The following is a 19,845-nucleotide window of genomic DNA, read 5'->3' as shown; positions in this document are numbered from 1 at the left end:
GGAGAGATAATCATGAGTTTGGTGATTTCAGACGATAGAACCTACAAGATTTTGGGTTTGATTAAGTTATCACTCCATCGATCGCCTCTGACTCAACCAACGGGATAAATCCTCTATACTCGTCCAATCGAGGATCGCCATTCCTAGCTCATCCAAATCATCTAAAGACAATTGTTGCATCTGGGCTATGGTAGCTTCAGGCACTTCTCCAAACCGTCGCTGAAGTTGACGCAAAATCACCCCTAATGCTGCTTCCAATTGCCCTTGGGCACGTCCCTGCTGAAGTCCCTGCTGAAGTCCTTGCTGAAGTCCCTCTTCTAATCCTTCTGCCCTTGCTTGTACGACATAACCCTGCTGGTCAAGTATCCACCGTTCCTTTCGCTCTAACTCTTCCAGTTCCTTCGGACTCAAATTGGCTCGATTGGCGATTCCCAAGGCTTTGCCGATTTCTGGCACTTCTTCGAGAGAACTGGGAATCATCTGTAAATTGGGCGCTTCTTTCATAAAGTAAATCCATTTTTCTGTGAGCGTTTGTAGTTCTTCCAGGGATTTCTTAAATTTTCGTAGTTCCACAAAGATCAGTTCGATCTGTTTGTCAGGAGAGTCCAATGAGGGTAAACTTTTCTCTTTTAAACCAAAGTGGGTAATAATCGGTTCTACCTCCGGAAATAGGGGAAAATCAGCGATCGTTAGAGCAATGACGGGTTGCAGTCCCACGTAAGGTTTGCCAATGATGAGTTGATTGGCATAGGTTTTAGCCCAGTTATACAAGACTCGCTTTTTGAATGCGGGGACATTCAGCACTTGCATTTCAATCAGGACAGTTGTACCGTTGCCTAAGACGGCTTTCACATCCAGATAGCTATCTTTTTGGATACTTGTATCACCCTGATTATAGGGATCGATAATTTCTAAGTCGCTAATTTCTGGGTTACCCGCATAAATGAGGGCATTTAAGAAGCTGATCAGGATATCTTTACTTCCTTGGGAGCCAAAAATACGCTTGAAGGCGAAATCAGTTTTAGGACTAATAAATTCCATAATTTTTTCCTTTGTTTATCTCTACCTATTTGACGGGAATGGTGTATTCCCTGGCGATCTGTTCAAATAGGGAATAATACTGGGCAAATTCTGAACTGGGCGATCGCCCCTCCCAAACATAATAGACTTGATGGCTATAAATTCTCAGGGTTAACCGGCTGGTGGTCGTCTCTAGGGTAGGCGTTAACACGGCTTTGATTCCCTGGTTGGTGACGAAGTTTGGCCCATTCTCTAAACCCAGGGGTTCGACCTGAGACTGGGCAAACCCCTGGATCTGAATCTCTGGGCGATCGGGATGACTAAAAATTTGCCCGTCTAGGTTTTCCGGTGGGGGTTGCGCTTGCCATTGGTGAGGATAGGGAAAGGTAAATCCATAGCGGGGATTTTGATAAATTTTCCAGTTGCTCAATGGGGGATTAGCCGAGCAAGCAGAGAGTGAAACACAGACACACAAAGGGATGAGCGCCTTTAACGTCTGCTTCCATAATGCTGAATTTGTAAAGTAATGTAACAATGTTGCCGTCATACAGTCTTTACGTCTTGACAGCTAATGGTAGAATCGATAAGGTAATAAGCATAGCCGGATAGGACGACTCCAGAGCTATATGCAAGACAAGCAAAAAGTTACGCTGTACATTCCCCCAGAACTCCATCGTCGGCTAAAAATACAAGCGGCGGTCGATTTAGAACCGATGTCAGCCATTGTAGAACGAGCAGTTTCATTCTACCTGGAACACCCAGAGGTAGTGGAAAATATAAACGATTCCCACGGGAAAACGTATCAAATCCATACCTGTCCAGAATGTAAAAGTTCAGTCGTTATCAGTGATGGAGAGCTGGTCTCTCTTAAGAATCAGCCCACTGTGCTGTCTGAAGAGGCACTGCCAATTGAGAGGGTGTCAAGTATTAACCGCACTTCTCAATCAGGCGAGGAAGAATTGGTTCCGTGCTAAACATTGTCGGATCGTATCCGATAGGAACGGCCGGACTAATCCGATTTTAAGCTAAATATCCAAACCTTGGTTTATGAGTTTAGTCTCGGTCAGGTTAGTCTAGCCGCAACCGGTATTCCCACTGTTGCAAGTAGGTCGATGGCTATGCGAGAGCAGCTTAGTATTCTGATTAAAGCTCAATATCCCCTAATCTACCTCGTAACCTCTGAGGAAGAGAGGGCAGAGCAATCGATAGCAAATCTTGCACAAGGCAAGTCTCCAAAACGACTCTACGTTTGGACAGTAACCCGTGGAATGGTTGAGTACGGAGAACCTCGCAGCGTAACCCAGCACAATACGTTGTCACCGGAAGCGGCGATTGAATGGGTAATTCGCCAACCTCCCAAAGAAGGCGCGATCTATATATTTAAGGACTTGCATCCCTTCTATAATTCAGCAACAATCGTGCGGTGGTTACGCGATGCGATCGCCAACTTTAAGGGAACCCAGAAGACCATTATCTTAATGTCTCCTGTGCAAGAAATTCCCATTGAACTGGAAAAAGAAGTGATTGTCCTTGACTTTGCCCTCCCAGATCTGGAGGCTCTCAATCAAGTCTTATCTACCCAACTCGGTTCCAATCGGATTAAGACCAATGTGCGAGAAAAACTCCTGAAAGCTGCCCTAGGCTTAACCCTAGATGAAGCGGAAAAGGTTTATCGCAAAGCTCAAGTGACAGCCGGTCGATTAACGGAATCTGAGGTAGAGATCGTTCTATCTGAGAAAAAACAGTTAATTCGCCGTAATGGTATTTTAGAATACATTGAAGAAGACGAAACTCTTGATGCAGTCGGGGGCTTAGAGGAACTCAAAGCATGGCTTAAACAGCGCTCTAATGCATTTACTGAACGCGCTCGGCAATACGGATTACCCCAACCCAAAGGAATGCTCATTTTAGGGGTTCCAGGCTGTGGAAAATCCTTAATTGCCAAAACCACCTCTCGCCTCTGGGGACTCCCCCTACTGCGCTTAGATATGGGTCGAGTCTACGATGGTTCTATGGTCGGTCGTTCAGAAGCGAACCTCCGAAATGCCCTAAAAACGGCTGAGTCGATTTCCCCCGCTATCTTGTTCATTGATGAACTCGACAAAGCCTTTGCAGGAGGAACCGGTTCTGCTGATTCTGATGGCGGAACCTCTAGCCGGATCTTCGGCTCTTTCCTCACCTGGATGCAAGAAAAAACCTCTCCAGTATTTGTGATGGCAACAGCTAACCGTGTAGAGCGCTTACCGGGCGAATTCTTGCGTAAAGGTCGGTTTGATGAAATCTTCTTCGTTGACTTACCCAATGAACAAGAGCGTAAAGATATTTTCACGATTCACCTAGAAAAACGCCGTCGAGATATTTCCCGCTTCGATATCGAGCAACTCTCGAAGGTCTGCGATGGTTTTTCTGGAGCTGAAATTGAGCAGGCCCTGATTGCAGCGATGTATGAAGCCTTTGCCCAGGATCGGGAGTTTACCCAACTGGACATCATTGCTGCCGTTAAAGCCACGTTGCCCCTGTCTAAGACGATGCAAGAACAGGTAACGGCCCTGAGAGATTGGGCCAGACAACGGGCTAGACCTGCGGCTGCTTCGGTTGCTGAGTATCAGCGACTGGAGTTCTAACAGACTTTCTCTCCTGCTCCCAACAGGAGGAAAGACTAGCGTATCCCTCGCTAGTTCATCCAACGTCGGCGATCGCCATCAACGATCGAAGGCATAGTTTCAATCCATAAGTTGTCGTTTCTCTCAAACACCGTTTTCTTAGGAGGAAATCTCAAATGTCTCATTTTAGCACCCTGCGTACCAAAATCACCGACGCTGAAATCCTCAAGTCTTCCTTACGTGACCTGGGCATCTCTGTTAAGAGTGAAGCTAATGTGCGCGGATACAACGGCCAACAGGTTCGTGCTGATATTGTTGCTGTTCTCGAAGGGGAGTATGACCTCGGCTGGTCTCGCAATGCGGATGGTTCTTTCGACCTGATCGCTGACCTCTGGGGTGTGGCTAAGAAGCACAACCAGACCGAGTTGATCAACTCCATCAATCAAAAATATGCAGTCAACAAGACCCTCAGCGAAGTCAAGCGTCCTGGTCTGCAAAACGCGAACGTGAAATTGGTCGTACAAAAGTAGTTTCTCTAGCGCGTTTCCAAGTTAACGGGTTAACCAGCATTAGGTTACCCCGTTTTTTTATACCCTTGGGCTTAGGGACTGGAAACCATGGGGCGATCGCAAAATTTTTAGAACGGGTTTTTGATGATGAAAGTCGTAGAATCGGACAGAATTGGACAGCACAACGGTTTGCCGTGGGAGTTCGTTCTCCTCGTGGGGGAAGATGGGATACCTCGCGCATTCCAGATGTAACGGTCTTACCCCTAGAACAGTGGGAAGACTTAGCCAACCGAGAAGCAGTGATTGAATTAGATGAACCTCCCCCTATTTTGGTCGTAGAAGTGGTGATTCCTTCGACTCAAACAACTGATTATCAACAGAAGCGGTCAGAATATGCAGTATTAGGAGTTCAGGAATATTGGGTCGTCGATCCCATGGGGGCAAAAGTTACAATTTTTACTCTAGTTTCCGGTTTTTATGATGAAGCCATCTTTCACGGAGATGAGGTTATACAATCAAGTATTTTTACTAATTTGAGCTTAAGTGCGAATCAAGTTTTATCAGTGAGGTAAGTTACTGTATCGCTTATAGCTTGGAAACCTTCACAACTTAATGGATGAGCAAAATTAGACTAAAACCCCTGATTCAAAAGGAATTGGGGGTTTGACTTGTGTGGGCGCTTTTTTGGGCAATTATAAAGTTTTATTACAAAAATCTCGATTTTGCATAAAATCGCCCTCGAAAACCCAAGGAAGTGATAGAAGCCTTCGTTACTTCTGCTCAATTATCCCTTGTGCATTGCTGAGGATTAACTCATGTTTTTAATCAACTGGTTTGATAAACCATCGCCCAAAACCACTAAACCCCAGAACTCTCAAACCTTTATTCTCGAACCCATCCTTACCCCCAGTGGCATCGTGGATGGATTCGACGAAACACCCGATCCCCTTCCGATGGACGATTTCGAGGTTCCTGATGCAGATGCGCCAGAAGTTGATGATGCACCAGACGTTGATGATACACAACCGGATACCACTGCGAGTGATGAGTCTATTGTGGCTCCAGACGAAGTAGAGACGGTAGAAACGCCTGAAACAACAGATAATCTGATTTCAGATGCAGAAATTGAAGAGATTGAGTTTATTACTGAAAGTCAGGGTGAAGGGTCTTTCTCTCCTACCGCAGAAGACATTGAATCAGAAATTGATGGTTCTTCAGAGAGCGTAGTCGCGCAAGCCTTAAGCGACGAGCCAAATGCTGAACTCACCCTCGATAAGGCCGATCCGGAGATTGAAGGGGATGACACTACGGGTGAGGCTCTCACCCTTGCCGATCAGGCAGATGAGGTCGTTGAAGCCTCAGAAGATACCGGTTTAGTCACGGATGGGGCGATCGCCGATAACTCCGATGAAGTTGTTTCTGCGGACTCTCAAGAGGCGATCGCCAATGAGGACATTGAAGCCTTAGACGAAGCACCCGTCGATCTGGTTACCCAAGAGCAATCGTCAGCCCCGACAGGCATCTTCACCGTTGGCGAAACTGGCAAAATTGAAATCGAGTACCTCTTTGACGGCGGAAAATATCAGGGAGAAGTCGCCTTCTTCAGCTTAGAAGGCATGGAGGATTTAGACTCAGATCAGTTTATCCAAACTGCCGCAGAGCGTGCCCTGAGTGACTCTGAGATGGGTCATATCGTCATTTCTGACAAAACAGAAGGCGCGAAATTCGAGGGCGCTATGGGCGAAAAGAACTGGAATCAAGGGGAATTTTCTGGCGTGAAAACCGTGCAGATGCGCCCTGGGGATACCTTTGGCATCATGCTTGTTCCCAACAAAACTGTACAACAAGTCTTTGATAATCCCAGTATCGGTGGTTCCGGTCGTCCCTTATTCTCTCTGTCTACCGCTAATCCTGATGATGGCTTCCATGTAGGACAAATTGCCGATGTTACCGGCGATGGCAATACGTTTGTGATGGAAGATATCCGCATGGATGGCAAGAGTGACTATGATTACAATGACATTATTTTCCGCATCAAGGGTGCAACGGGCGATGCGGTGGATCTCGATGATGTCATTGATGCAGACAACGACTGGCGGGAAACCGAGTTAGGGCAAGAGATTCTCGATTATGTTACCGAGGATAATCCAATTCTCGATCCTGTGCTTCAACCCGCAGTTGAAACCATCACCGATGAAATCAACACCGAACTCGTTCCCGAACTCGAAGAAGTTCTCAGCCAGTTGCAGGACGAGTTAGCCGAAATTACCGCTAACCCCGATATCGTTAATGACAACCCATCGGCTGACGCACCCACGGAACAGGAACAAGATGACCTCATTGCTAAACTCAATGGGGAACTCGAAGCCGCTTTTGCTGACCTAACCAACGATAAGTTTGCGGATGTTGATGCTCTGGCGGGTAAATTTGAATTCGACTCAAAAAACCAACCCCTCGTGGGAGTCATCGACACCGGATTTGCCGAAATCAACCCCGACATTGACGACACTCGGATTACCCTGGGTACGGATTACATTGATGGCGACGATAATCCCTTATTAGCCGAAGGGGAAGGAGATGACCACGGGACAAAAGTCTTAGAAGTCATTGCGGCAACTCAAAATAACAGCGTCGGTATTGACGGCGTTAACGATGATGCTCCCTTATGGTTAGGGCGTGCCGTGGGTTCTGGTAAATGGGCCGATTCTCTGGTGGAATTTGTCGATGCAGCCAAAGCATCCGAGCAACCTAACGCTGTCGTTAACCTCAGCTTTGATTTAACCCAAGAAAACCCCGATGGCTCTATTACCACGCGCACGGAATTTACCGAAAGGGAAATTGAAGCCCTGAAATATGCTCGCGATAACAATGTCTTAATTGTGGCCGCAGCCGGGAACCAAGGGGAAGCCGTCATGTCTGCCCTCGGACAAGCGTCTGAGACTTTCGACAACATTATTACCGTTGGTGCAGCCGATGAAGCCGCAGAACGGGCGGACTATTCCAGCTATGGTAAGGGTTTGGATATTCTTGCCTATGGAGCGAGACCGGATGATCCGACTACCCTGACGAGCAATCCTGAAGTGGATGTCTTTGCTGGCTTAACTGAAGAGGAGGTGGAGTTAGTTCGGGTTCTGATGCAGCAGTCGGAAAATTCTGGGGTGGAGAATACCAGCACTGTGCCTGCGGTTGCTCCTGTGCCAGAGAATGGGGCGGCTACTAATCCTACCGCTAGTCCCACTCCTGTTGTTTCTGTTCCAGAACCGGCTACAAACACTACTGGCGGTGAAACAAGTATTCTGCCCTTGTTGAGTGAGAACTTCAGTGGTGAGAATCTGGGGACAGGGGAAACGGTTACTCTTGACCTGGATAATTCTGGGGACAGGGGAAATCGTCTCTTATCTCCAGAGGAAGAAAATAAAGCTTTGGCTGCTACCCAAAAAATGTTGGCTCAAGTTTTGGCTTCCCTGGAAGATGCGGATGGCGGGGATACAGAATTGGGGCAACCGGCTATTTTGGGAACTTCCATTGCCACAGCGAAAGTGACGGGGGCAGCATCGCAAGTTTGGGCGGCAAATCCTGATTTGAATGCGGCTCAAGTTAAGGCGATTCTTAAGGAAACGGCGATCGATTTGCACACTCCCGGTTGGGATAGCGAAACGGGAGCGGGTTTGCTCAATTTGGGGCTGGCAGTGCAAGCTGGATTGTTGACTCAAGGCAAGGCCTATACTTTTGAGGATACAGAGCTTCTCTCGACTCTGGAAACTCTCAATGGTTCGAGCTACGCTGGAGAACGCCCAGCCTTCTTCAAGAAAGCCTGGAATTGGGTTAAGAAGACTGTCAGCAAAGTCGTTGGCTTTGTCAAAAATGTCATTGTTCCTGTGATCAAGACAGTGGTGAGTGTTGTCCAGAAGGTTAGCAGTTTCATCGCCAAAGCGGTTCCCATTCTGCAAAAAGTGGGCAACTTTATCACTAAGACGCTGATTCCTAAATTCCTCTGCTTGCCCATTTTAGGCAAGATTGGTGTGGTTTTGGGCGGTATTGCTCTGGTTGGCGCGGCCATTGGGGGTGCAGTGTTGTGGTTTAAGAATAAGAGTCAGCAACCTGCTCCTACTCCTACTCCCGGCCCTGCTCCGATTCCCCAGCAAATTTTGGATCTAGAGGCAGCTTGGAAACTGCTGACTCCTGCCCAACAAAACGACATCGGCCCGGCCCTGAAAAATGGGATCGATCCTAAGTTTACACCTCTGTTTGATGGCAGCGACCCAGATAGAATTATTCCTTTACTAGAAACCATCAGTGGTTTGACTCAAGATCAGCGAGACCAGCTTAGTGGTTACTTTCTTAAGGGTGCTTCAGGTGATGAGAGAACTTTCTTTGATGGCTCAGAATCAGGAAATCCTTTTGTTCCGGCTACCGTTAAAGCTGCTTGGAATAGCTTGACAACTGACCAGAAAAACGTACTGCAACCGGTGATGCTCAACGGAGTTAGGAGTCCCTATGGTCGTCCTCTGTTTGATAATAGTGCGGAAGGTCAGCAAGTGATTAAAGTTCTGAATACCTTGGGCAGTCAGAACTTGAATAATAACCAGCGCAGTTTAATGGTGAGTTTCATGCTGAATCCGGGGGGTATTCCTCCAGAATACGAGCCTCGGTTCACGTGACTGACGACGCTGGCCCATCAAATTGCTGCGAAAGAATCGGAAATCCAGCAACTTCAATGGACGATCCAGAGCTTAACAGCACAAACGAATCAGATCAATACGCTGGCTAACCATTACGAAGGTCTGCGACAACAGTACCAGAGTCAAGCCAATTACTGGAATGGCCAAATCCGCACTTGGGGATTAGTGGGCTATCAATGGCAATCCTATCAGTATAAATCTGGGAAACGCTGGCGAACGGGTTGGCGACAAGTCCCGGTTTATGGATGGATTCATAGTCCCCAAGCGGAAGCGAATCGTAATGCGATGCAACAAGCGGCGAATACGGCAGCCCAAATGCGGGATGCGGTTCGGCAGCAGGGACAACCTCAAGTGGGGAATAACCAAGCACAAATTGCTCTGTTGCAACAGCGTATTGCGACGGTACAGCAGGAGTTACAAGTGTTGAGACAACAGCAAGCGGCTGGCGGTTCTCCGTAGTTGCAATTCAGCATCACCTGTAGGGGCGAGGGGCCCCTCGCCCCTACAGCAATTCGATCGAGTATGAACTTTTATTACAAAACAAGGAGTTTGGCATAAAAATACCCCCTAAAAACTGAGAACCCTATAGAGGCTTCTATGGCTTCTACTCAATTCTGTATCTAGTATTACGAGGATAAACCGATGAAAATGTTTTCTCACCACCTGAATCTGCTGTACCTAAATGCGTTAGGGTCTATTGTTGGGGCATTAGCGTTGATAATGGCGATCGCTCCCTCTGCTTTCGCTGCCAAATTTGCTGACTTCGTGTTTATCGTTGATGAGTCCGGTTCCATGTCTGGTGAACATAGTTGGCTCGGACAAACCATTGGAAATTTAGAAACCGCTTTGCAAGCTAAAGGGGTTGGTACAAGATCTCAGCAAAATCGCTATGGTTTAGTGGGTTTTGGTAATGGCTGGTCTTCATCATGGTTAGGTCGTGGTATTCCTGTGGGAGGTGGCTTATTTGGCAGTGCTGCTCAGTTTCAAGATGCAACTCACTCTCTGGTTACCAATGGTGGTTTTGAAGATGGCTATTCGGCGATTCACTATGCCTTAAATAACTACTCCTTCCGCCAAGGAGCTGCGGTCAATTTTGTCTTAGTCACGGATGAAGACCGGGATAATGGTAATTCTGCCCTGAATTTTGACAATACTTTGATCGCCTTGCAAGATAAAAATGCATTGCTCAACGTTGTTGTTAACCATCGCATGATAGGAAATAACGGTGAATTTGCTATTGGTGCTGATGTCAATGGCAATACTTTTTTTGGTGATAGAAATGGAGGGTTTACGACAACACAATCAACTCTGATTTCTAGTTCGAGTTTTGGCACGACTAAACGGGATTACGTCGATTTAGCTTGGGCGACGGGAGACTCTACTATTAGTGGGGCAGCTTGGGATTTAAATCTGCTTCGTTCTGGGGGAACTACAGCTAAATCTTTTAGTGCAGCTTTTGTGGAAATTAAAGCCACAGAAGCCCTCCAACAAACTCAAATCCCCGAACCTTCGTCTGTATTAGGATTAGGTGGATTGATGTTTAGTGCTTTTATTGCCAACAAAATGCAGATAAAACGCAAACGGCAACAAAACTCCCTAGAATCCACTGGCAGTTGAGAAAAAATGCGCGATGCCCTCGGGTGTATAATGCCGGGGTTGGGGGCGATACAGCAGTTTCCTGGCTCTGTGCGGTACATAAATGGCGGTTTTTAAAGATAGCCAGAATAGCTCATTCATGTCCGCTTGCTCAAAGCTAGATTGAGTCTGTTGTTCACTCCCCCCATTCCCCCATTCCCCCACAGAGGGCGCGAAACGCTGTAATTCCACCTATCCCTGAGGCGATCGCCTTCTTGACCTACTTCTACTCTCTCCTGATGATTATCCAGCTTGAAGAGATCTTTACTGGTCAGTCCGGGAACTTGTTCTACAAAAGTAGTTTCTCTAGCGCGTTTCCAAGTTAACGGGTTAACCTAATGCTGGTTACCCCGTTTTTTTATGTCGAGAAAGCTATGGATCGGATTGCCTCTGAGTTTAATCCTAAAATTACTCAGGTCTTACAAGAGTGTGGTCAACAAATTGAGTTACTCAGCCAGTCTTTTGAGGTGGATCAAAAAGGGCCGGGCGATTATGTCACCAATGTCGATCGCTATTTAGACCGGAAACTGTCTCAAGTTTTTGGGGGCATGTTTCCCCAAGATGGCATTATTACGGAGGAAAATGAGCAATCCAGGGGTTTATTCCATCAAGGATATGAACAGTTATGGTGTATTGACCCCTTAGATGGTACAGAAAGCTTAGTCAATGGCCGTCAAGATTATGCCGTAATGGTGGGACTGCTGCGGGATTATCAACCGATCGCCGGTTGGATTTATTCCCCCGCACGGGCAAGATTATATTATGGCGGCCAGGATTGGGGGTTGTTTGAAATCCGGGGTCAAGAACTGCCCAAAGCCATCATTCCCCAAATGCCTGCCCCTCCTTCTCGGTCATTCTGTCCCGTGCAAATTGGCTATCAAGACCGCAAAACCTATGGCCAAGCTATAACTCGATTTATTCCCCAAATTCAGTTTAATTCTTTAGGGAGTTTTGGCTTGAAGGTGTTAGAGGTGATTTTTGGCCGGGTCGGTTTGTATTTCTATTTTAATCGTCGGGTGAAACTCTGGGATACCGTCGGCCCGATCGCCTTAGCTCACAAAGCCGGATTAATTTGTTGCGATCTCGATGGCCAACCTCTGGAGTTTAGTCCCAATGCCATTCATCCAGATACCCTAGCCCACGAGCAAATGATCGTTATTGGTTGGCCAGACTATATTGATTCCCTCTTACCCGGATTACAGAAAGCCGTGTATTCCATTCAAAGTTAATCTCTGGACTCTCGATCTTGGCCAATGATGGAGATCTTGCGTAAAGTAGAAAGAGTCACCTCTTTTTCCCCGATCGCCATGCTCAGTTCTCCGCCCCAAACCGACCGCACGACCTCCGATTGGAAACGTATTATTCGAGACTTTGAACAAGTCCTTGGCCGGAAAGGGGTTATCCAGCGCAAGGAAGAACTGCTCACCTATGAATGTGATGGCTTAACCAGTTATCGGGTGCGGCCCAAATTGGTGTTACTGCCACGGAATACCCAAGAAGTGGCAGAAACGGTTAAATTATGCGATCGCTACCAACTGCCCTGGGTAGCGCGGGGTGCAGGAACAGGACTCTCTGGTGGCGCTCTCCCCGTCGAAAATGGGGTCTTGATTTCCACCGCCTTTATGCGCCAGATCCTCGATATTGACCTGGAAAACCAACAGGTCATTGTCCAACCGGCTGTCATTAATAACTGGGTCACCCAAGCCGTAAGCGGTGCAGGGTTCTATTATGCCCCCGATCCCTCCAGTCAAATTATTTGCTCCATTGGTGGTAATGTGGCGGAAAACTCAGGCGGCGTTCATTGTTTTAAGTATGGAGTCACCACCAACCATGTTTTAGGCTTAAAACTCGTCCTTCCCGATGGCTCAATTGTTGATGTGGGCGGAGAAGTCCTAGAAATGCCCGGATATGACCTGACGGGATTATTTGTGGGTTCAGAAGGAACCCTAGGGATTGCTACAGAAATTCGATTGCGGATTATTAAACAAGCTGAAGCCATTCAAGTTTTGTTGGCTGATTTTACCAGTGTAGAAGCCGCCGGTGCTGCCGTTTCCGATATCGTTAGTGCGGGCATTGTGCCGGCCGGTATGGAAATGATGGATAATTTTAGTATTAACGCCGTTGAAGATGTAGTCGCCACCAATTGTTATCCTAGAGATGCTGTTGCCATTCTCTTAGTCGAAGTGGATGGACTAGAAGTAGAAGTAGCGGAAAATGCCCAGCGCATTGCCCAAATTTGCCGCCAAAATGGAGCTAGAGATATCAAGACTGCCACCGATCCAGAAGAGCGTTTACGATTATGGAAAGGTCGTAAAGCAGCGTTTGCGGCTGTGGGCAAGATTAAACCCAATTATTATGTCCAAGATGGGGTGATCCCCCGGACTCAACTCCCCTATGTATTAAGAGAAATTGAGAAACTGAGCAAAAAATATGGCTATCCCGTGGCCAATGTGTTTCATGCGGGAGATGGGAATCTTCATCCCTTGTTACTCTATGATAACTCGATTCCCGGCTCTTTAGAAACAGTGGAGAAATTAGGGGGAGAAATTTTGAAAATCTGCGTAAAAGTTGGGGGCAGTATTTCTGGAGAGCATGGGATTGGAGCGGATAAACTCTGTTATATGGATCGGATGTTTACCCCGATAGATTTGGAAACGATGCAATGGGTAAGATCGGTGTTCAATCCCCAAGGGTTAGCTAATCCCGGTAAGTTGTTTCCTACACCTAAGAGTTGTGGAGAAGCCGCTCAAGTGCAAGCAAAATTAGTGAATGAGAATACAGGAGTAGATTTATTTTAAGTCTACAATCAATCTATGGGTACTCCTCCCTTAACCTTTATCGCTGGCGATTCTTGCTATGTGGCAACTGATCCGCTCTAAGATGCAATTATCTGCATTGAGTAAACATCGTATTTTCATTTCGGCGATCGTCGGCATGACCATAGTGAGTTCTGGCATTGTTGGTTATTACACTTATTACAAAGCCTATAATGCTCTGCTCAAGAAACTTCAGAATAACGCCCTGCAAGATGTAAAAGATGGGGTGCAAGCGGTCGATCAATGGATTGGCAAGCGCAAGACTGAAGCCGAAACGATCGCCAATAGTCCCACCACTCGTTCATTAGATTGGCAGCAAATTCAGCCTTATTTCATCCAAGAAGCCCAAAGAATTGACCCGTTCAATATCATCGTCTTTCTGGATAGTCAAGGAAGATATTATACCAGTGAAGGCAAGAGTGGTGATGCCAAAGATCGCCTGTACTGGCAGCGAGCGATGGAAGGAGAGGTGAATGTCTCCGATCCTCTGATTTCACGCTCTACAGGTTTATCGCAGATTGTGATTGCTGCTCCTATTACTCCGGATGCCCCCTTAGATAATCAGCCCAAAGGGGCGATCGCTGCCCCTGTGCCACTCGAACGTTTAGTACAAGTGATCGACCAGTTATCTTATGGGCCGGGAAGTTATGGATTTATGCTTGATTCCCAGGGGGTTCCCCTTGTACCTCGCGATCTAGAAATATTTCAATTTGAATCCAATGAGCCTACCTCCTTACTCAATAGTAAAGATCCAGTGTTAAGGCAGTTAGCAGAACACATGATTAACGGCCAACAGGGAATAGGTTTAGTCCGTTGGTTAGGTCAAGATTACTATCTTGCCTATGTTCCCCTCGAAGAAGCGAATTTTTCTATTGCTTTAGTCATCCCTCGCCAGAATATTGACCAAGATCTGCGACCTTTAAACATTCTGGCATTAATGATCTTCTGTTTAGTTCTCCTAATGCTATTTGTAGTCTGGAGAGCGCAAGATTGGGAACAAAAATATCTGCGTCAAGCTAAAGAAAGATCGGATCAAACAGCGCGTGAATTAACTGAAGCATTAGGGGAACTACAACGCACGCAAGCCCAGTTAATACAAACGGAAAAAATGTCCTCTCTGGGTCAGTTAGTTGCTGGAGTTGCCCACGAATTTAATAATCCTGTTAACTTTATTCATGGCAATTTAGTTTACGCCCGCCAATATTTTAATGACTTAACAGAGTTGATTAAAGCCTATCAAGATTATGTGCCTAATCCCCCTGAAGAAATCACCCAAAAGTTAGAGGAAACGGATTGGGAATTTTTAGAATCCGATCTGCACAAATTATTGAATTCTATGCAGTCGGGGACTGAGCGAGTGCGACAATTAGTTAAAGGATTACGGACATTTTCGAGTTTAGATGAAGAAGGTCGTAAACCGATTAGTCTCAATGAGCATTTAGACTTGACTCTGAGTATTCTGGCTAGTCGATTATATTTAAACTCGAATTGTCAAGAAATTAAAGTTATTCGTAATTATGCAAATTTACCTTTATTTGAATGCTATCCTGGTCTTTTAAATCAAGTTTTTCTTAATATTTTGAGTAATGCTATTGATGCTATAGATGAAGCCTCTCAACAGGGTAAATGGTCGGAGAAAAGTCTGGAGCAACCCCAAATTGAGATCGCTACTCGTGTGCTAAAACCAGGTTGCATTGAAGTGGGAATCAAAGATAATGGAACGGGGATTCCTGAAGCGATTCGAGATCGAATTTTTGACCCATTTTTTACAACTAAGGTAGTCGGGAAAGGTACAGGACTAGGTTTGGCCACCAGTTATCAAATTGTCGTGAATAAGCATAAAGGGGTTTTGGATTATCATTCGACCTTAAATCAAGGCAGTGAGTTTTATCTTCAGTTACCTTATGGTGAGATATCGTGAATTCGATGCAACCATGAAACAATCATATGTTGTATCTGATCTTAACCGAATCGACTGTACCTCATAAAAGCGGAAATTTCTGTATGAGAAAACCGGATATGCTGTAGATATCCGGTTCCCATAATACCAGTATTTCATTGGTTAACCAATCCTGTTTTAGGGGAAATAAGAAACAATAGAAACAGACTTAAGCTGAGTCTTTAATATCTAATCCTTGACGGATATGGTTGAATTCTTCCCACAAGTTTTTGACGCGGTGGTAGGATTCAAGAGGGGTGATTTTCCCATTGGTTTCTAAGGCGCTGATGATGCTTACTTTTTGGGCAAATTCTTGCAAATTGGCATTAAACAGCAGACGATCTGGGGTGAGTTTGCCATGGTAGGGACTCCGGGGATATAAAAATTGTTCTTTCATCATTAGACTCCTTTAGGGGTATGAATCAATGTTTTTTATGGAGGTTGGGGATCGATCACTTCAAATTCTGATTCTTCTAGAGATAACAGCAGAGGTTCATCGGGGTCTTCTATGGGATTTTGAATCAGTTGCACAATCCACCGTCCTTTGTCTTCTTCGGCTTTGAGATATCCTAATGCACCGGCTGCATAATCTGGATAGAGAACCTGCACTAAAGTTCCTGGTTTTAACATGGATGGACGGTTGAGTTTGACAATGATTGACCCCTTAACCTCATTTTAACCTAATCACTGATAAGAAGGCCGATCCGGATCACAATGGGTCAGGAGCAAGAAGTAAGCCATAACCTATTACCGATGACTAGAGTTTAGCGGTTTTTTGGGCTATCCTCGTTTAAAGACCAACGATACTCTACGGGGAAGTTGGAGCGTTCGCAACTTTGTTCGAGTTGACGCTGTTGGGCGAGGGCTTTACGCAAGGTGGCAATGAGTTGGTGAACTTGTTCTCGCTGAACAGATTGGCCTTCAACGGCTACCCAAGTTTGACGCTCTAAGAGTTGGAGGAGTAGTTCATAGTGAACATGAGAGGGAACCGGGATAGGCTGCATAGTTGAGTTGATTGAGGGAAAGGGGTTGATGTAATTGGGAAGAATGCCCAAACCTATTGGTTATTGTAGTTGATGTTAGTGGCGCACCCAACCGATCTACCAATGCCATATGTTTACAATTCCACGTTATATAAGTACATTTCGCTTACTTTCCAATCATATACAACGTCTCGATCCAGATCTTGAGTTCTTGTTCAGCCCGGTTTTTATCGGTTAACTCTTGTTCCTGGTGGGCAATGTAGGTGTTCCGAAAGTCGTTGATGCGGGTGACAGTTTCTAGAACTTTGCGTCCACCCTGAAACCGCAACTGAGTTTGTAAGACTTCAAACACACCACCAATTGTTGTGGTGTCATTGAGAGCATAGTCTAAACACGATCGCAGCAAGCCAATCAGCGACAAGCCATTATTGAACACTAACGTCCGTTTCAGATTTTGTGCCAGTTTGCGGTAATAGTCCTCTGATTTACGGTCTACGCCGCCCAGATAGGGAGCAAACCAAGCTTTTTGTTCCTCTACAGTGACGGGCATCTCTGGTTGTAGTCGCCGCACTAGAAAGCCTTTCGCCACTTCATCGATCGAACCCAGAAGGGAGGTAAAAACGGGAGCATAATTCATCCCTGCTTTATTTTCAAAGAAGCGATAGAGCATCACCGCTTGATCGGCAGCACGGCGATAGCGAGACGGCAACGCATTGAGAATCGCTGGATCGATCAGGCTATCCACAGGGGAGGCTTCTTCATCCACTTGCCCCAAATTTACAAACAGCGGCAAGTCTTGAAACTCCTCAGATTGGAGCAGGTTTTGCAGAGCGGGGGCACAGGCGCGGGCAAGTTCGGCAACGGTATCGCCTGCCATGCGTTCAAATACGCCTTGGGGAACGTAGAGATAGTGCCATTGAATGCCCTCACCCCCAGCCCCTCTCCCAAGTTGGGAGAGGGGAGAAACAGCCTCTTGTCCCCCTTCTCCCGTTCTGGGAGAAGGGGTTAGGGGATGAGGGCTAGAAGCAGCTTCACACCAGGCGATCGCCGCTTTTGCCTTCAATGGTACATCCCGATCTTCCCGTCCTTTGGTTTCGATCAGGTAGTAGTGACCATCAATCGTGCGGACAAAGAAATCGGGAGTATAGAAGGCAAGGCGATCGCCATTGGCTAGATAGTCCACCCGCAAGCACTGTGATCCGGCATTTTTGGCAAAGGCAGCCACATCGGGGGCGCGATCGCAGAACTTGGCCACGGCCACTTCTAATTCACGATTGCACGTCACCAGGTTAAATAGAGTCTTTTCTGCTTCCAGAGCGGGACGGCGTTCGCTCAGGGTGACTTGAAAGGGTTTCCAGGCATTGAGAGACTTGGATGGTTCAACGATCGCTCGTTCTTCGGTAGTGGTGGTGCGGCTGCGAATCAGGGGGACAAATACCGCCCGTAGGTGTTCCCCCACATCAGAATCGGCTAACCGAGCCACTAGAGCCGGATCAAACAGAGTAGTTTTCTGCTCAAATAGGATTGCTTCTAGGAAGGTCTGAATTAGGGGAGCGAGGATGGGATGCAGTCCCCGCAGTTTGCAAATGGTTTCCAGTTGTTTGACATAGTAGGAAACCGCGCCAATGCCTGATGCCAGTAGCGGTAGATTGAGTTGCAGTTTCTCCACCACTTCATCCGTAAACAGGTGTCGCCCTTCGTATTGAATTTCACGATCGCCCTGTTTGCCTAATGGTAAGGGTTGGTAGGGCTTAAACGCTTTTTTCACATCCTGAATCGTCAAGCCTTCCAGCTTGGGCACAATCCGAAAACCAGCGGACAGGGTGGGGATCTGGATATTCAGGGCATTCACATCTTTGTGAACTTCATCGGGGAAGATCGAAATGGTCGTGACGGGAACGCGATCGAGTTCTACAATTTCAATCGGCAGTCCTTCCTGCGCCAATTCCTGAGCATATAAACTGGTAAAGGCGGGATGTTCGATAACCGTCACCAGTTCATTGGCTTGACCGGGGGGAGTCATGCGGCGCAAGCCCCGTCCTAGGGTTTGTTCGGGCAGAATGTTGGCTTTAGAACTGTAGGGACGCAAAGGCACGATCGTTGTCACGTTTCGCACGTCCCAGCCTTCCCGCAGCATCAGCACCGAGACAATGCAGAAATAGGGACTGGCGTTACTATCCAGTTCGCGGCTGAGTTTTCGCAATGCCTTCAGGTCGTCATCGCTGATGGCTTTTTCGTCTTCCACGAATTCATACCGCGCCTCTTTGCCGCGTCCCACCTTCTTCAGCTTGCCTTTGAGGTTGGTGTGCAGGTTGATGGTTTTACCGTTGAGTTGCTCGAATAACGGATCGGTGTTGAAGCGTTGGGTGATTTGATTGGCGGCTTCGGTGTCATCGCACATGATGAACAATAGGGGCTTTTTGCCACTGGCTTGCCACTCATCTCGGCTGGCTTTCCAGCGCTCGTAGCCTAAAAGTAAATGCTGTTCCCAGCGATAGGCGGCGTTGTCGTCGGCTTGCTCCACTAGCTTGCGGCTGGCTTGCCCAATCAACGGGGTTTTGACAATCCCGGCATCGACCGCTTCCCCTAGAGGCGTATCGCAAACGATATGTTTAAATAGCAATCCCTTGTTGTCTTTGGGTGTGGCAGAGAAATCCAGTTGTGCCACCAGTTTGCAACCGCTCCGAGACAGGATGGTTTCGTGCAAACTTCGGATCGCTTCGTTCCAGGCAGAGCCAGAGTCCCAGACGTGGTGGGCTTCGTCGTTCAACACCATGACGCGGCGGTGGGCGGTGATTCTATCCCGCAGGGCGGCTCCGGTATCCAATGCTCTGGTTTTGGACACCACTGGCCCCATCCAGGCATAATTATCGTCCTCAGCATTCTTTTTGCGTTTGGCAGTGTTGTAGAGGCGATGAATATTGGTGAGGTAGAGTGTGCCGCCCGTAGCGGCTCCACTGGCTTCATCTTGCAGCACCACCGATAAATTCCAGTCACCGCGCCATTCCGGGGGAATGAGGGGGTCTTCGTCAAACACACGCCCATTGCCAAAGTCGTCTTTGAGGCGCTCATACACGGTGAGGTTAGGAGCGATCACCACAAAATGCCGTGCCATTTCGGAGTCGGATTCCCGCAAAGCGTGGAAATAGCTCCAGACGATGCACAGGCTCATCACCTTGGTTTTGCCTGCCCCGGTGGCCAGTTTGAAAGCGTAGCGGCTCCAGGCATCTTCATCTTCCGTGATGCCCAATGCCTGCAATTCTGCATTCGTGCCACCAAATTCGGCGATGATTTGCGACAAGCACTCAATCCGCCGTACTTCCTTGAGATAAATCAGGGTTTCCACTGCCTCTCGCTGGCAGAAGTAGTACCGAAACTCAAATTCTTTCTCATCCGGCGTGATTTTGCGATGGGCGCGGTTAAACCAGTGATTGAGCAGTTGAATCGTGGTGTCGCTGGCTCCGATGTAAAAGGCTTCTCGCCACTCTCGCACGGCTGCCCGTAGGTTATTCACTACCTCAATTGGGGAGGCTCTACGTCCCTGTTTCACCACAGCCGGATCGCCAGATTTTTCTGCCCGGATGCGATGGGCGTTGGGTTCTTGCCAGGGGGCAAACAGGGGTTCGAGAATGCTGGGATTGAGAGGGGTTGAGGTCAT

The 19,845-nt window shown here is 47.3% G+C and carries 16 protein-coding genes; 10 read left to right on the top strand and 6 right to left on the bottom strand.

Going from position 1 to position 19,845, the window contains the following annotated elements; translation table 11 throughout:
• Positions 1-69: 69 nt before the first annotated feature.
• Positions 70-1,041: an Rpn family recombination-promoting nuclease/putative transposase gene (locus tag AC3FZD_RS03145; protein ID WP_488738728.1), complete on the bottom strand. Its 972-nt coding sequence runs from the start codon at positions 1,039-1,041 to the stop codon at positions 70-72.
• A 25-nt stretch (positions 1,042-1,066) separates the two neighbouring features.
• Positions 1,067-1,450: a hypothetical protein gene (locus tag AC3FZD_RS03140; RefSeq protein ID WP_488738727.1), complete on the bottom strand. Its 384-nt coding sequence runs from the start codon at positions 1,448-1,450 to the stop codon at positions 1,067-1,069.
• A 196-nt stretch (positions 1,451-1,646) separates the two neighbouring features.
• Here AC3FZD_RS03140 and AC3FZD_RS03135 point away from each other — a divergent pair, with 196 nt between their 5' ends.
• The 10 genes from AC3FZD_RS03135 (at position 1,647) to AC3FZD_RS03090 (ending at position 15,186) form a co-directional block, all read left to right on the top strand.
• Positions 1,647-1,994, top strand: coding sequence for a slr0373 family blue light stress response protein (locus AC3FZD_RS03135; protein ID WP_488738726.1), 348 nt, complete (start codon positions 1,647-1,649; stop codon positions 1,992-1,994).
• 144 nt (positions 1,995-2,138) lie between these two features.
• Complete coding sequence (gene ycf46 / locus AC3FZD_RS03130) at positions 2,139-3,644, top strand: stress-responsive protein Ycf46 (protein WP_488740258.1); 1,506 nt, start codon at positions 2,139-2,141, stop codon at positions 3,642-3,644.
• A gap of 155 nt (positions 3,645-3,799) precedes the next feature.
• The gene (locus AC3FZD_RS03125; protein ID WP_271944967.1) at positions 3,800-4,153 is read left to right on the top strand and encodes a DUF1257 domain-containing protein; all 354 of its coding nucleotides are present in this window, start codon (positions 3,800-3,802) and stop codon (positions 4,151-4,153) included.
• 65 nt (positions 4,154-4,218) lie between these two features.
• Complete coding sequence (locus AC3FZD_RS03120; RefSeq protein ID WP_488738725.1) at positions 4,219-4,704, top strand: Uma2 family endonuclease; 486 nt, start codon at positions 4,219-4,221, stop codon at positions 4,702-4,704.
• A gap of 243 nt (positions 4,705-4,947) precedes the next feature.
• On the top strand, positions 4,948-8,793 hold the full coding sequence (locus tag AC3FZD_RS03115) for a S8 family serine peptidase (protein ID WP_488738724.1): 3,846 nt from the start codon (positions 4,948-4,950) through the stop codon (positions 8,791-8,793).
• A gap of 186 nt (positions 8,794-8,979) precedes the next feature.
• A complete protein-coding gene (locus AC3FZD_RS03110; RefSeq protein WP_488738723.1) occupies positions 8,980-9,273 on the top strand; it encodes a hypothetical protein in 294 nt (97 codons plus the stop codon).
• Positions 9,274-9,456: 183 nt separating this feature from the next.
• Positions 9,457-10,431 carry a vWA domain-containing protein gene (locus tag AC3FZD_RS03105; protein WP_488738722.1) on the top strand — a complete coding sequence of 325 codons (975 nt, stop codon included), beginning with the start codon at positions 9,457-9,459 and terminating at the stop codon, positions 10,429-10,431.
• 392 nt (positions 10,432-10,823) lie between these two features.
• Entirely contained in the window at positions 10,824-11,678 is an 855-nt protein-coding gene (locus AC3FZD_RS03100; RefSeq protein WP_488738721.1) for a 3'(2'),5'-bisphosphate nucleotidase CysQ family protein, read from the top strand.
• 78 nt (positions 11,679-11,756) lie between these two features.
• Complete coding sequence (gene glcD, locus AC3FZD_RS03095; RefSeq protein WP_488740257.1) at positions 11,757-13,247, top strand: glycolate oxidase subunit GlcD; 1,491 nt, start codon at positions 11,757-11,759, stop codon at positions 13,245-13,247.
• 58 nt (positions 13,248-13,305) lie between these two features.
• A complete protein-coding gene (locus AC3FZD_RS03090; protein WP_488738720.1) occupies positions 13,306-15,186 on the top strand; it encodes a sensor histidine kinase in 1,881 nt (626 codons plus the stop codon).
• A gap of 187 nt (positions 15,187-15,373) precedes the next feature.
• Here the strand turns inward: AC3FZD_RS03090 and AC3FZD_RS03085 are convergent, their stop codons facing one another.
• The 4 genes from AC3FZD_RS03085 to AC3FZD_RS03070 all read right to left on the bottom strand — a co-directional run bounded on the left by AC3FZD_RS03085 (position 15,374) and on the right by AC3FZD_RS03070 (position 19,845).
• Positions 15,374-15,604, bottom strand: a complete 231-nt coding sequence (locus tag AC3FZD_RS03085) for a DUF7219 family protein (protein ID WP_488738719.1) — start codon at positions 15,602-15,604, stop codon at positions 15,374-15,376.
• Positions 15,605-15,636: 32 nt separating this feature from the next.
• A complete protein-coding gene (locus AC3FZD_RS03080) occupies positions 15,637-15,834 on the bottom strand; it encodes a hypothetical protein (RefSeq protein WP_488738718.1) in 198 nt (65 codons plus the stop codon).
• A 134-nt stretch (positions 15,835-15,968) separates the two neighbouring features.
• Complete coding sequence (locus tag AC3FZD_RS03075; protein ID WP_488738717.1) at positions 15,969-16,208, bottom strand: DUF5340 domain-containing protein; 240 nt, start codon at positions 16,206-16,208, stop codon at positions 15,969-15,971.
• A gap of 145 nt (positions 16,209-16,353) precedes the next feature.
• A complete protein-coding gene (locus AC3FZD_RS03070) occupies positions 16,354-19,845 on the bottom strand; it encodes a DEAD/DEAH box helicase family protein (RefSeq protein WP_488738716.1) in 3,492 nt (1,163 codons plus the stop codon).

This window comes from Roseofilum sp. KMC-1, from assembly GCF_057802075.1.
This window is presented reverse-complemented; position numbering and strand designations above follow the sequence as displayed.